The sequence below is a fragment of the Marinifilum sp. N1E240 genome, assembly GCF_009295825.1.
GTDB lineage: Bacteria > Bacteroidota > Bacteroidia > Bacteroidales > Marinifilaceae > Marinifilum_A > Marinifilum_A sediminis.
Genome location: NZ_WHKF01000001.1, coordinates 500161 through 514033 on the forward strand (window position 1 = coordinate 500161; position 13873 = coordinate 514033).

Annotated in this window: 12 protein-coding genes; 6 read left to right on the top strand and 6 right to left on the bottom strand. The window is 34.8% G+C overall.

Annotated elements, in window-relative coordinates:
• Positions 1-100: 100 nt before the first annotated feature.
• Positions 101-1462 carry a histidine--tRNA ligase gene (gene hisS / locus GCQ56_RS02205; protein ID WP_152732756.1) on the top strand — a complete coding sequence of 454 codons (1362 nt, stop codon included), beginning with the start codon at positions 101-103 and terminating at the stop codon, positions 1460-1462.
• 206 nt (positions 1463-1668) lie between these two features.
• A complete protein-coding gene (gene hutH, locus GCQ56_RS02210; protein WP_152732757.1) occupies positions 1669-3177 on the top strand; it encodes a histidine ammonia-lyase in 1509 nt (502 codons plus the stop codon).
• A 104-nt stretch (positions 3178-3281) separates the two neighbouring features.
• On the opposite strand, the gene GCQ56_RS02215 is transcribed toward hutH, so the two are convergent.
• From GCQ56_RS02215 to GCQ56_RS02240, 6 genes are all read right to left on the bottom strand, one after another.
• Positions 3282-3773 (bottom strand): hypothetical protein, encoded by a 492-nt coding sequence (locus GCQ56_RS02215; RefSeq protein ID WP_152732758.1) that lies wholly within the window; start codon positions 3771-3773, stop codon positions 3282-3284.
• Between the two features lie 10 nt (positions 3774-3783).
• A complete protein-coding gene (locus tag GCQ56_RS02220) occupies positions 3784-4188 on the bottom strand; it encodes a hypothetical protein (protein WP_152732759.1) in 405 nt (134 codons plus the stop codon).
• Between the two features lie 51 nt (positions 4189-4239).
• Complete coding sequence (locus GCQ56_RS02225; protein ID WP_152732760.1) at positions 4240-4797, bottom strand: RNA polymerase sigma factor; 558 nt, start codon at positions 4795-4797, stop codon at positions 4240-4242.
• Positions 4798-4948: 151 nt separating this feature from the next.
• Complete coding sequence (locus tag GCQ56_RS02230; RefSeq protein ID WP_227005968.1) at positions 4949-7009, bottom strand: transketolase; 2061 nt, start codon at positions 7007-7009, stop codon at positions 4949-4951.
• Positions 7010-7164: 155 nt separating this feature from the next.
• The gene (locus GCQ56_RS02235; RefSeq protein WP_152732761.1) at positions 7165-8544 is read right to left on the bottom strand and encodes a VWA domain-containing protein; all 1380 of its coding nucleotides are present in this window, start codon (positions 8542-8544) and stop codon (positions 7165-7167) included.
• A 74-nt stretch (positions 8545-8618) separates the two neighbouring features.
• On the bottom strand, positions 8619-9662 hold the full coding sequence (locus tag GCQ56_RS02240) for a transglutaminase domain-containing protein (RefSeq protein ID WP_152732762.1): 1044 nt from the start codon (positions 9660-9662) through the stop codon (positions 8619-8621).
• A gap of 189 nt (positions 9663-9851) precedes the next feature.
• On the opposite strand from GCQ56_RS02240, the gene ychF reads away from it, so the two are divergent.
• The 4 genes from ychF (at position 9852) to GCQ56_RS02260 (ending at position 13632) form a co-directional block, all read left to right on the top strand.
• Complete coding sequence (gene ychF, locus GCQ56_RS02245) at positions 9852-10952, top strand: redox-regulated ATPase YchF (RefSeq protein ID WP_152732763.1); 1101 nt, start codon at positions 9852-9854, stop codon at positions 10950-10952.
• Positions 10953-11099: 147 nt separating this feature from the next.
• Positions 11100-11477 (top strand): fluoride efflux transporter CrcB, encoded by a 378-nt coding sequence (crcB, locus tag GCQ56_RS02250; RefSeq protein WP_152732764.1) that lies wholly within the window; start codon positions 11100-11102, stop codon positions 11475-11477.
• A gap of 58 nt (positions 11478-11535) precedes the next feature.
• Positions 11536-11886 (top strand): DUF190 domain-containing protein, encoded by a 351-nt coding sequence (locus tag GCQ56_RS02255; protein ID WP_152732765.1) that lies wholly within the window; start codon positions 11536-11538, stop codon positions 11884-11886.
• A gap of 117 nt (positions 11887-12003) precedes the next feature.
• A complete protein-coding gene (locus GCQ56_RS02260; RefSeq protein WP_152732766.1) occupies positions 12004-13632 on the top strand; it encodes an alkaline phosphatase family protein in 1629 nt (542 codons plus the stop codon).
• Positions 13633-13873 lie beyond the last annotated feature (241 nt).

Below are 13873 nucleotides of genomic sequence, written 5' to 3' on the forward strand. Positions count from 1 at the left end.
GAGAAATATCTTGTTATTAGCTTTCTTCATAAAGCTGTGTTTCTCTCAAAATATTTAATATTTTTGTAGCTCTGATAAAATAACCAAAAGAAAGAAGAGAATGGCTCAGAAACCGTCTATTCCTAAAGGAACGAGAGATTTTTCACCAGTTGAAATGGTGAAAAGAAATTACATATTTAATACCATTAAAGAGGTGTTTCAATTGTATGGATTTATGCCAATTGAGACACCATCGATGGAAAATCTTTCGACTCTAATGGGAAAATATGGAGAAGAAGGAGATAAATTACTTTTTAAAGTATTGAATTCCGGAGATTTTATCTCCAAAGTTCGCGATGAACAACTGCAGGAGAAAAACTCTGTAAAATTAACCACAAAAATTAGTGAAAAAGGTTTACGTTACGATTTAACCGTACCTTTTGCGCGTTACGTTGTTCAGCATCGCAACGAAATTAGTTTTCCTTTTAAGAGATATCAAATTCAACCAGTTTGGAGAGCGGATAGACCACAGAAAGGTCGTTATCGTGAGTTTTACCAATGCGATGTTGATGTAATCGGAAGCAATTCACTTTTAAACGAAGTGGAATTAATTCAGATTGTTGACGAAGTATATCGTAGACTGCTACTCAATGTAGTAGTGAAGTTGAATAACCGTAAAATTTTAGCGGGTATTGCTGAAATTATCGGCGAAGCAGAAAAGATTGTTGACATTACTGTAGCGATTGACAAGTTGGATAAAATTGGCTTGGACAACGTGAACAAGGAGTTGGTAGAAAAGGGAATATCTGCGAAAGCTATTGAAACTTTACAACCGATAATATTATTAGCAGGAACCAATAATGAGAAATTAGCCAAGTTAAAAGAGCTTTTGGCTAGTTCAGAAATTGGGATGAAAGGTATTGAGGAATTGGAAACGGTTTTCAATTACCTGAACAATTTAGATGTAAAAACCGAGGTAGAGTTGGATTTAACTTTAGCCAGAGGATTGAATTATTATACTGGAGCCATTTTCGAAGTTAAATCTAAGGATATGGAGTTTGGTAGCATTACCGGAGGAGGTCGTTACGACGATTTAACTGGTATTTTCGGATTAAAAGATGTTTCTGGAGTAGGAATCTCATTTGGTGCCGATCGTATTTACGATGTAATGGAGCAAATGGAAAAATTCCCTGAAGAAACTGCTGAAACTACCAAAGTGTTGTTTATCAACTTTGGAGAGAAAGAAGAAAAATTCTGTTTGCCAATTCTTGCTAAATTGAGAGCAAACGGAATTAATTCAGAAATATATCCTGCTTCTCAGAAAATGAAGAAGCAAATGACATACGCCAATAACAAAAACATTCCTTTTGTAATTATGGTTGGAGAAACCGAAATGGAAGAAGGATTGGTAAGTTTAAAAGACATGGATACGGGAGAGCAGTTAAAATTGACTCCAGATCAGTTAATTGAAAAATTGGCTTAAGCTACTGTTGTAGTAATTGAGTATTTAAGAAAAATTAAGAAATGATATTTGCCTTTTTAGAAAATAGACCCGTGGAGACAATCGGGGGAGACATTCGTTTTCCTTGAGTGTTGCTAGCTTATATTTTTAAATTGCACATTGCGATATTGTATCGTGGTGCATCATTTTTTTTTGATTTTAGAATAAATACTTAACACAATAAGAACATGGCTAACATGCATTTAATTTCTCCAGAAAGACTAACTTTCGAGAGAATAGAGGAAATTTTAGAGAACGGATACAAATTAGGATTATCCGATGAGTCTAAGGCATTAATCAAGAGGTCGAAAGATTATTTGGATGCTACTATCGCAAAATCTACTAAGCCAATTTACGGTATTACAACTGGTTTTGGTTCACTTTGTAAAATATCAATATCTGAAGAAGACTTAAGCCAATTGCAGAGTAATTTGGTAATGTCTCACGCTTGTAGTATTGGTAACGTTATTCCTAAAGATGTAATCAGATTGATGTTGCTTTTAAAAGCCCATGCCTTGTCTTTGGGAAAATCGGGAGTTCAATTGGCTACGGTTGAGAGAATTATCGACATGTACAATATGGACGTATTACCTGTTGTCCGTGATTTAGGATCATTGGGAGCATCGGGTGATTTAGCACCTTTAGCTAACTTATTCTTGCCTTTATTTGGCGAAGGAGAAGTTATTTATGAAGACGAAATGCGTCCTGCTAAAGAAATTCTTGCTGAACTAGGATGGGAACCAATTGCATTAGGAGCAAAAGAAGGATTGGCTTTATTAAATGGTACTCAGTTTATGAGTTCTCATGCTGTTTACACTTTGCTTAAGGCTTTCCAATTGGTAAAATATGCTGATATTATCGGTACTGTTTCTTTGGAAGGATATGATGGAAGAATTGATCCATTTTTAGCTCCAATTCACGATGCACGTCCACATAGCGGACAAATTGAAACAGCTCGTAACATTCGCACTTTGCTTGAAGGAAGTGAAATGATCGAAAGAGAAAAGAAGAATGTTCAGGATCCATATTCATTCCGTTGTATGCCTCAGGTTCATGGTGCATCAAAAGATGCAATTAACTATGTTGCTAGCGTAGTTGAAACTGAGATTAATTCGGTAACTGATAATCCAACAATTTTTGTTGACGAGGATATGATTCTTTCTGGTGGTAACTTTCACGGACAGCCTCTTGCATTAAGTCTTGACTTTTTAGCAATTGCAATGGCAGAATTGGGAAGTATTTCGGAACGTAGAACTTATCGTTTGATTTCTGGAGATCGAGATAATCCAGAGTTTTTGATTACCAATTCAGGTTTGAATTCAGGATTTATGATTCCACAGTATGCGGCAGCTTCAATTGTTTCTCAAAACAAGCAATTGTGTACTCCATGTTCAGTTGACTCTATTCCATCGTCAAACGAGCAGGAAGATCACGTAAGTATGGGTGGAAATGCAGCAACCAAAACATTAAAAGTAGCAGAAAACGTAGAGCGTATTTTAGCTATTGAGTTGATGAATGCTGCTCAGGCTGTTGATTTACGTCGTCCAGGCAAATCATCACCATTTATTGAAGATTTCTTGACTCAATTTAGAGATGTTGTAACATTTAACGAGTTCGATCGTGTAATGTACAAGGATATTGAGGCAGCTGTTGATTTCTTGAAAGATGGAAGATTTGTTTCAGAAGCAATAAGCTAAGCTATATGATTAGAAATTAAATAATATAGCGAAGGGCGATCAATTTGATCGCCCTTCTTTTTATTCTATTTTGTGCTTTGTTAGGGACTAAGTGGAAAGCCGAATTATTTATTTGATCTTTCTCCTCGCCCCATGTGTCTTCCTTTTTCTTTGATTTTATGTAATAACATTCTCTGAAATTTTCTTTCAGCTTGATACAAGAGTAGAATTTTCTTTATGGGAAGAATTTCTTTAAACTTTTGGTGATATTCTTTATCCAAATTGGCTTCAGAAATTCTATAATCGATCAATTGTTCACTTATTTTCATAAGTTCTTCATCGGTAAGTGATTTTTTTTCATCTTTCAACTGACGAAAGAAACCTCTTGACTTGTTCCTGAATTCATTTAATTTTTGGTTTTTTTCATTGTACAATGGCCAAAAGATTTGGGCTTCTTTAGGTGTTAAGTCAAGTTGTTGAGTAATAAAAGAAACTTTTTCCGCTTCAAATTTCTTACGCATTTTTCCAGAGCCATTATGTTCGCCACGATTTTGCTGAGCAAAACCAGAAAAACACATGCTAAGAAATAAGAAGAGAGTAATAGTTATATGTTTCATAATTATGTTCTTATAAGTTTGCAAGTAATGTTTCTGTTTCAATGTTGTAATCCGAAAGATACTCGATAATTTCATCAGAGGTAACATCCGACATGTCGTCAAAAGTCCATTCATAATCTGTATCTACAGCAGGAGTATTTATTGATTGAGTATCAGTTGCAACATTTACTTTACTGATTTTATAATTTTCAAAATCATCTGGAACTGAATTGGTAATAATTACCTTAACAATTAAAGCCATTCCAATTAAACTGGCAGCCATCCACATGTATGGCTTTAATACGTGTAAAACTCCTTCTTTTACAGTATTTTCCTCTTTTTCTATTCTTTCCTCTAAACGATCACTAAGAGTCTCAAAGTAATCTTCTGGAACCTTAAATGGCTGATCTTTTTTCATATTTGAAAGCTTGCTCATAATTATCTATATTCTTTAGACTTAGAATATTCCATTTGGTTTAATTTTACTTTAAACCTCTCTTAAATTTAAAAAAGATTCAATCTTTTTAACGGCATGATGGTAAGAAGCTTTTAAAGCTCCTACTGATGTTTCTAAAATTTCTGATATCTCCTCATACTTCAATTCATCGAAATATTTCATATTAAATACCAAACGCTGTTTTTCAGGCAACTTAAGAATCGCTTTTTGCAATTCTAATTGTGCCTGATCTCCATCGAAATATTCATCAGCTTCTAAGTTTGCCAGAAGCATATCCTCTACTTCTCCGTTTGCAAAACCTAATATCTTTTTTTGCTTATCAGCAATAAAAGTTAAGGATTCATTGGTCGCAATCCTATACATCCAGGTAAAAAGCTTGGCATCAGACCTAAAGTTTTGCAAGCCTTTCCATATTTTAATGAAAGTATTTTGCAAAACATCGTCTGTATCATCATGCGACATCACAATTTTTCGGATTTGCCAGTAAAGTCTTTCCTGATATTTTTTAACCAATAAGGAAAAAGCTTTGCTTCTAGTCTTTTTATCCTGAAATAGTTGTAATATTTCTTCGTCAGATATGTTATTCATCAATATCTAATCAGTTAATTGAATTTAAAAATAGCCATTTGCAATTGCAATGCGAAAAGTAAGACACATTTCTTTCCTAAAGGTTTAATGATAGGATAAAAAAAATCCGGAATCAATTTGATTCCGGATTTATATATTTAAACGCTGTCTTTTATTTTTGAAGTAAAGCTTCTACTTCTTTTACAACATTTTCAGCAGTATAACCAAATTTTTCATCTAAAACACCTGCAGGTGCAGAGTATCCGAAATGATCTAATCCAACTGATTTTCCGTTAGGTCCAACCAATCCCTGAAGAGTTACAGGCAATCCGGCCGTTAATCCTAATACAGGAATACCTGCAGGGATTACTTCATTTTGATATTCGGCAGACTGAGTTCTGAATAATCCTTCAGATGGTACAGATACAATCTGTACTTTCAATCCTTTTTCAGCACGTAAAATTTCAGCACCAGCTACCAAAGTTGCTACTTCAGATCCACTTGCCAATAAAATTACGTCAGGAGTGGTTTCAGGTTTCTCAACAATGTAAGCACCTTTTTCAGCCTGAAGAGCTTCCTCATAACGATTTCCTTTCGATGGAAGATTCTTAATATTCTGACGAGAGAAAATTAAAGCAGTTGGAGTTTTTGTATTCTCCATTGCCATTTTCCAAGAAACGGTAGCTTCATCAGCATCAGCAGGACGAAGAGCTAATAAACTCATTTCACCAGAGTGATTTTTCAATTGCTCTAACAAACGAATTTGTGCTTCTTGCTCAATTGGCTGGTGAGTAGGTCCATCTTCACCAACGCGGAATGCATCGTGAGTCCAGATATATTTCACAGGAACTTCCATCAAAGCAGATAGACGAACCGCTGGTTTCATATAATCAGAGAATACAAAGAAAGTACCACAAGCAGCAGTAACACCACCGTGAAGTGCGATACCGTTACAAATAGCAGCCATTGTTAATTCTGCAACACCAGCCTGAAGGAATGCTCCAGAGAAATCACCTTTAACAATTGCCTTAGTATTTTTTAAGAATCCATCTGTTTTATCAGAGTTACTCAAATCGGCAGAAGAAACAATCATGTTATCAACTTGATTAGCTAATTCACCAAGAACTGTTGCAGAAGCAGCACGCGTAGCAACATCAGCTTTTTGTGTAATTGCAGCATAGTCAATTTCTGGTGCATCGCCACTGAAGAATTTCTCCAATTTAGCAGCCAATTCAGGATTTGCTTTTGCCCATTCAGCTTGTTCAGCTTTCTTAGCAGCAGCATATTCTTGTTTTTTCTTTAAAACTTCTTTGTAATAAGCTTCAACTTCAGGGAAAATCTGGAATGGATTTTCTGATTGACCTCCTAAGTTGTCGATAGTTTTATCGATAGAAGCACCAGCAGCTCCCAATGGCTGTCCGTGAGTAGAAACTTTATTTTCGAAGCTACCACCATCAGCATCAACAGCACCTTTACCCATCAAAGTTTTACCGATGATAATTGTTGGACGTTCGGTTTCGTTGTTAGCTGCTAGCAAAGCAACACGAATTTCAGAAGCACTGTTACCGTCGATAGAAATTACATTCCATCCCCATGCTTCGTATTTTTTAGCTGTATCTTCTACGGTAACTTCTTCAACTGTTGTAGAAAGTTGAATGTTGTTAGAATCGTAGAACATGATTAAATTACTCAAACCTAAAGTTCCAGCAATTCTACCAGCACCTTGAGCAATTTCTTCCTGAATACCACCATCAGAAATGAAAGTGTATATTTTGTGAGACATCCAATCGCCGAAACGAGCAGCAAGGAATCTTTCCGCAATAGCGGCACCTACTGCCATTGTATGTCCCTGTCCTAATGGACCAGAAGTATTTTCAACACCACGGGCAAAATCAACTTCAGGGTGTCCAGGAGTTGGAGATCCCCACTGTCTGAAATTTGCCAACTCTTCCATACTATAGTTACCAGTTAAGGCAAGAATAGAATATAACATTGGAGACATATGACCTGGGTCAAGGAAAAATCTATCACGATTGATCCAGTTCATGTCTGTTGGGTCAAAATTTAAGAATTCGGAATAAAGTACATTTACAAAATCGGCTCCGCCCATGGCACCACCTGGGTGACCTGATTTCGCCTTTTCCACCATAGCAGCTGCAAGAACACGAATATTATTCGAAGCCATGTCAGTTACTGTAAGATCCACTTGGTTGTTCATTTCTTTTAGATCCATTTTAACAAATGAGATTTTAGATGATAAAAACTTGGTAAGATTTTATTTAATGGATGCAAAGATATACAAAAATGTAATCCTACCTCGTTCTTAAGCTCCTAAATAAGCTTAAAATGGAATAATTTAGAAATTTAGATTGTTGTAAATCAATATGATTACAATCGGACTGGAATTGATTTTCCTGAAGAGATAACAAAACTGCTTTTTCGAGAGTTTTGCGACAAGGAAGCATTTTTATTCCTGAAAATAACATGATAAACACCTGGCTGAAGCGTAATTGTTTCTCTCAGAGTCTTCTCATTCATGTCATATATCCATTCCAATTTGTTATCTCGTTGTACAAATAAACTACAAGGTCCCGATGTTGGTTTAAAGATGGTTGCCAATCCAGGTTGAGGAATTTTAATGGAAGTAGTTTTGCTTTGATCAATTTTTACATTTTGAATTTTAATCTTAGGCAAAGTTAAAATCTCTAAATCATAGTTATCGCATATATATTTTACCGTTCTGTTAACAGTCTGAACATTTATGGTTTCGCTATCTTTTTTTACCAGAGTTTTAAGGTTTTTATATAAACTGGTTCGGTTCGATTCTATTTTTAACATTCCCTGAGGAGCATCAAAACCAATTTTTGTGTGTTTTCCTGGAACTATACTAACACTGTCTCTATGAATTTCCGGAATAGTATGAATCGTAATATCATAGCTTAATAAAGGATCGATATAAAGTGTATCAGGATTTCCTTTTGCATTTAATGTGTGCATAAACTGATATCGTACTTTTCCAGAAACCGAGTTGTAAAAAGTCATTGCAACATCTGTTTCGGTAGGTGATCCGTTGGCATCTATTAAATTAATTTGAGTTGATGTTTTGTTAAGAACCTGAGATACTACATATTCCAATGTGCTACCAAATTGTTGTTCTTCTTTTACTTGAAGAAATTTTCCTATACATTCAAAACTACTCTTGAAATTCACATCTAAACCAATTCCGATAATAAATGGCTTAAGAAAAATACCTGCTTTCTGCAGTTTTAATGATACTTCGCAAGGATCTCCATCGCATGCTTCAACACCATCGGTAATTAATATTACTACATTTCGAACACCTGGTTTATTTGGTGGAAAGTCTTTGGCTGCAAGCTCTAAAGAATGTGCTATTGGAGTGGTCCCCTTTGGAGTAATAAAGCGTAAGGTTTGTCTAATTTTACTCGCATTATTTGGCAGAAAGGGTACTTCAAGTTTTGTATCGTTACAATCTTGAGGAGGAACAACACTTTGATGACCGTAGACACGTAAAGCCATATCAACATTGTTTTCACACTCCAGACTATCCACCATTCGGATTAGGAATTTACGGGCAATATCTATTTTTTTTGATTTCTCCCAATAACCATTCATGCTTTGAGAGGCATCGAATATGAAAAGAATTTTGGTCTTTTCATTTTGAAGATTTTTATTCTTTTGAGCTGAAATTTTATTGGGAATAAAATTAATCAGAAGCAGTGCGATAATAGTAAGTGTCTTTATTCTCAAGAGATTTGCTTTAAATTTTCAAAAGGTAAAGTTACTTATACTATAGTTGAATTAAAATAACTTGAAGAAATAAATCATTCTAAATGGATAATATCATCACCAGCTGATTCAATACGTCGTTGAATTGCATCGAAACTATCCATTGAGTTCAGCATCATTATTTCAGAGGAAATACCGGTTGATTGTTTGAATAAATTTATTGCCTTTTTAATTATTTCTTTTGCTTCTAAAAGATCATAGTAGTGTAATGATGTTATTTCTCCATCGTAATTTATGGCAATTCTTGAATAGCGATAATATTCAATGGCTTGATTGAATGTGTTGCCAGGATTTGTTATTACGATATCTTTAGCTGTTTTTAATCGCCTCTTTTTGTATGGTAAACTATTGAAAAAGCTTAGGGTATCCGAATAGTTATAGTTTATCGAACTTTCATTTATGTATTTTTGAATAGTTTCTTCACCTCTATTAAAGTGATTAATGGTAATAGGTGTTTTTAAGAATTGCCACATTTGTGTAAGTGGTAAATGTGTGAGAATAAATTTTTCAGGATGTACCATATAGAATTTATTGGTTCGGCTCTTTATTCCTGAGTGATGCAATACTGCATTTGACCAGCTTAAATCAAAAAAACGCCATTCATTATTTATTTTAACCACATTCCATGAATGGGTTGCTCTATCTTGAAAATTGCCTGTTTTGGAAATATATCCACCAATGGAATAGCATTCGAATCCTGATTGAATACAGAAAAATTGAAACAGCTTAGAGAATCCTTCGCACACCGCTTTTCGTTTTTTTAAAACACAGACCGGAGACACACAATTGTTAGAGCCGATATAGAACAATACGTTCGGATCATATAGCAATTCAACTTCATCTTTATAATGAACATTGGTAATAATCCACATGTAAAATGCTCTAAGTTGTTCCTCTTTTGAATTGGCTCCTGAAATTAGATATTGATGAAGATCAATTAAGTTGTCCGATACTTTATCGGGCGTTTTTCTTACATGACGATCTATTAATCGGTATTTTCCGAAATCAGGATCTTGAGCTTGAATAAATGTTATCGCAACAAGATATAAAATCGATATGAGAATAAATCGTTTGGTCATATAAGTTTCACTTATCTATAAATCTATAGAAAATATAATGGTTTGAAATATTATCTGGCTTCGTTTTGAGTCAATTAACAATTTTTTAGGAGATGAATCGGGAAAATTGGCACATCGGAAATTAAAATGTACTTTTGCACAGATTTTTAAAAAATGAATAGTCGCGAATCAAAATAATATAGAATTGCCATGGCATTACAGTGTGGAATTGTAGGATTACCAAATGTTGGTAAATCAACCTTGTTTAATTGTTTGTCGAATGCGAAAGCACAATCGGCTAATTTCCCGTTTTGTACTATCGAACCAAACGTAGGAGTGATTACCATTCCTGATGATCGTTTGATTAGATTATCAGAATTGGTGAAGCCAGAAAGAGTGCAGCCTTCGGTAATGGAGATTGTTGATATTGCTGGTTTGGTAAAAGGTGCGAGTAAGGGAGAAGGATTAGGTAACAAATTCTTATCGAATATTCGTGAGACCAATGCTATTATTCATGTATTGCGTTGTTTCGATAATGATAATATCGTTCATGTTGATGGTTCTGTAGATCCTATTCGTGATAAAGAAACTATCGATATCGAGTTGCAATTAAAGGATTTGGAAACTGTTGAAGCTAGATTGCAAAAAGCCGCTAAGTTGGCAAAAGTTGGAAAAAATCCTGAAGCGAAAAGATTGTGTGAAGTTTTGGAGCGTTATCAGGAAGCCTTAATTCAAGGTAAATCAGCTCGTGTTGTTGAGTTAAGCGAAGCAGATGAGAAAGTAACTACGGATCTTCACTTGCTAACAACAAAACCAATTCTTTACGTTTGTAATGTTGATGAAGCATCGGTAAAAGATGGAAACAAGCATGTTGATGCAGTAAAAGAAGCTGTAAAAGATGAAAATGCAGAAGTTCTTGTTGTTGGTGCTGGTATTGAATCGGATATTGCAGAATTGGAAACTTACGAAGAGAAACAGATGTTTCTTGAAGATTTAGGATTGGAAGAGCCAGGAGTTAACAAGCTAATTAAAGCTGCTTTTAGACTTCTTGATTTGGAAACCTATTTTACTGCTGGAGTAAAAGAGGTGAGATCATGGACTTATCCTAAAGGTGCGAAAGCTCCTCAAGCTGCTGGTGTTATTCACACCGATTTCGAAAAAGGATTTATTCGTGCAGAGGTAATTAAATATGACGATTACTCTGAACTTGGATCTGAGAATGCTTGTAAAGAAGCTGGTAAAATGAATGTAGAAGGAAAAGAATATATTGTACAGGATGGTGATATTATGCACTTCCGTTTCAATGTATAATTAAATCCTTATAAAAATACAGATGGCTGTTCGATTCGAGCAGCCATTTTTTATGAATTATTAATCTAAATCAAGATTAGTATATTTGTTATCAGTTAGGATTTTTAAATTATTCATTTTCAATTACTCATTATTAATTATTTTTTCATGCTTCGTACTTTATTGATTATAGGAATGGGAGGTTTTTTCGGAAGTGTTTCTCGTTACTTATTAGGACAGGGACTTCATCGAATTTTTGATACGATTTTTCCTATAGGAACCATGACAGTGAATATTTTGGGAAGTTTTATAATTGGTGTGGTTTATTCACTAGCGGAACGAGATAATTTAATTAATCCGGAAATGAGAATGTTTCTTGCAGTCGGATTTTGTGGTGGGTTTACCACATTCTCTTCCTTTGCATTCGATAAACTCAATCTTTTAAAAGACAGCGGATTTTTGTATCTTTCTGTATATCTGGCGGGGAGTGTTTTTTTAGGCTTGTTAGCAGTTTATTTAGGCACACAAATTCATAAGTTATTTTAGATATTAGTTTCATATAATAGTTCTGTCTGTAACTCATATCTATAAAATACTATACGATATGAAGTTGAAAGGGAAGGCAAAATTATTACGTGTATTTATTGGCGAAGCTGATAGAGTTTATCAGCGTCCGCTTTATGAAGCAATTGTTTATGGAGCTAAAAAATTTGGCTTAGCGGGAGTTACAGTGCATCGAGGAATCATGTCTTACGGTGCAAGTTCAAGAATTCATACTTCAAAAATTTTTGCCTTGTCTGATGATCTTCCAATCATCATCGAGATTGTCGATTCTACCGAGAAAGTAGAAGGATTTCTTCATATTATAGAATTATTAATTGAAAAATCGGGTGGTGGAGGAATGATTACCATGGAACAGGTTGATGTAATACGATATCAGCCACAAGCCAAATAAGAAAATTCAAACTTCACATCTTTATTAATCCAGTTTTTAACATTTTAACAAGGCTATTATCAGGCTGAATCAACTATATTTGTTGCGGACAATTTTAAAAAGACAACAACTCATAGTATGAATAATACCTTCAAAACCTTACTCATTATATCAATTTTGATATTCAACACTTTGTGTTTAAGTGCTCAACGAACCCGTAAAATCCCATCAGAAAAACCTAAATTGGTTGTAGGTATTGTTGTTGATCATTTACGTCCCGACTATTATTTCAGATATTCAAACTTAATAGGTGATAGAGGCTTTAAACGATTGATGAATCAGGGGACTTATTGCAAGAATACCAAGTTTAGTTATTTGTACTCACAAACCGGACCCGACCACGCCACGATTTTTACGGGAACTCCTCCTTCTTATCATGGTATCATTTCGCATGGATGGTACAATCGATTATCGGGAGAGTTGAACATGGCTAATGAGGATGATAGTGCAAATTTGGTTGGTATAGATTCAGAAGAAAAAGGCAAATCGCCTAAAAATTTATTGGCTCCAACCATAGGCGATGAAATTAAATTATTCAATCAACATTCCAGAGTTATAGGAGTAGGATTAAATGCTGAGGCAGCTCTTTTTTCTTCCGGTCATGCTGCGGATGGAGCGTATTGGATGGACAATTTATCCGGTAAATTTATCACGTCTTCACATTATCAGGATACCATTTACAATTGGGTGAATGTTTTTAATGAGAAAAAATTTGCCGATTTCTATATGGATCGGGTATGGACTCCTTTTGATGGAGAAAATAAACCAACAGTATCCGATAAACTATTGGGGAAGGTTGGATTGAACACCGAATTTTTCTACGATTTAAATAAGGAAAAAAGAACTTTTGGTTACAAAGCAATAAAAGCAACACCATTTGGAAACATGTTGGTAAAAGATTTTGCAATTGCAGCTATTATTAATGAAAACCTGGGGCGAGATGATGATTCTGATTTTCTTTCTTTAACTTTTTCGTGTTTGGATTATAAACACAGAGATCTTTCCCCTTTTGCTCCAGAAATGGTTGATAATTTTGTAAGGTTGGATAGAGAGATAGAACATTTTCTTGATTTTTTAGATGAACAAATCGGTTTGGAAAATGTGTTGGTGTTTTTAACTGCCGATCAATCTGCAAATTATACACCAGACAATCTAAAAGCTCAGAACATTCCGAACGGATATTTCAGCTCCTTTAATGCAATGGCTCTTTTAAAATCATACTTAAATGTTGTGTATGGTAATGGTGAGTGGATTTTGGGTTATGATTCGCAACAGGTGTATTTGAATCATGAGTTAATAGAAGATTCAAAACTTTCATTGGAAGAAATGCAGGTGAAAGCCGCGAATTTCTTAATTCAGTTTACAGGAGTTGCCAATACCATTACAGCAAATAGTTTGATTAAGACAAATTATACTCATGGTATCAAACAAAAGGTACAATGTTCGTTCAATCAGAAACGTTCGGGAGATGTAATGATTACTCTTGAACCAGGATGGATGCATAAAACCAAAGACGAGAGAGATGAGATTGCACAATACAGCTACACCAATCAGGTTCCTTTGTTTTGGTTTGGATGGAAAATTAAGCGATCAACAATTACTCGCTCTGTTCAAGTAGAGGATATTGTACCTACAATTTCTAATTTTCTGAACATTTCCATTCCAGCAGGCTGCGATGGAAATCCAATTGAAGAGTTGACTCAGTAAGAAGCTGTGATTAGTTATCAGTAAACAGTCATCAGAGAACAAATATCAGTTGCTTCTTTTTGGGGATTGTTTTTTTTGGAAATTTGTATGATCATGGCTATATCCCCATAAATTTTCGAGGAAGCATATAGGATCATGCCGATAAAGCCATCATATTTTTTTGAGACATCTGTGGTGAAGGCTACATCCCAGTTATTTTTTTAGAGCTGGTGTGCCGATATGAATGTATATCCATTTTATT

Bases quoted from the DNA above. Each gene is read 5' to 3' on its own strand.
- GCQ56_RS02220 (WP_152732759.1), bottom strand. From the start codon at position 4,188: ATGAGCAAGCTTTCAAATATGAAAAAAGATCAGCCATTTAAGGTTCCA.
- hisS (WP_152732756.1), top strand. From the start codon at position 101: ATGGCTCAGAAACCGTCTATTCCTAAAGGAACGAGAGATTTTTCACCA.
- GCQ56_RS02230 (WP_227005968.1), bottom strand. From the start codon at position 7,009: ATGGATCTAAAAGAAATGAACAACCAAGTGGATCTTACAGTAACTGAC.
- GCQ56_RS02240 (WP_152732762.1), bottom strand. From the start codon at position 9,662: ATGACCAAACGATTTATTCTCATATCGATTTTATATCTTGTTGCGATA.
- GCQ56_RS02215 (WP_152732758.1), bottom strand. From the start codon at position 3,773: ATGAAACATATAACTATTACTCTCTTCTTATTTCTTAGCATGTGTTTT.
- GCQ56_RS02255 (WP_152732765.1), top strand. From the start codon at position 11,536: ATGAAGTTGAAAGGGAAGGCAAAATTATTACGTGTATTTATTGGCGAA.
- GCQ56_RS02260 (WP_152732766.1), top strand. From the start codon at position 12,004: ATGAATAATACCTTCAAAACCTTACTCATTATATCAATTTTGATATTC.
- GCQ56_RS02225 (WP_152732760.1), bottom strand. From the start codon at position 4,797: ATGAATAACATATCTGACGAAGAAATATTACAACTATTTCAGGATAAA.
- hutH (WP_152732757.1), top strand. From the start codon at position 1,669: ATGGCTAACATGCATTTAATTTCTCCAGAAAGACTAACTTTCGAGAGA.
- crcB (WP_152732764.1), top strand. From the start codon at position 11,100: ATGCTTCGTACTTTATTGATTATAGGAATGGGAGGTTTTTTCGGAAGT.
- ychF (WP_152732763.1), top strand. From the start codon at position 9,852: ATGGCATTACAGTGTGGAATTGTAGGATTACCAAATGTTGGTAAATCA.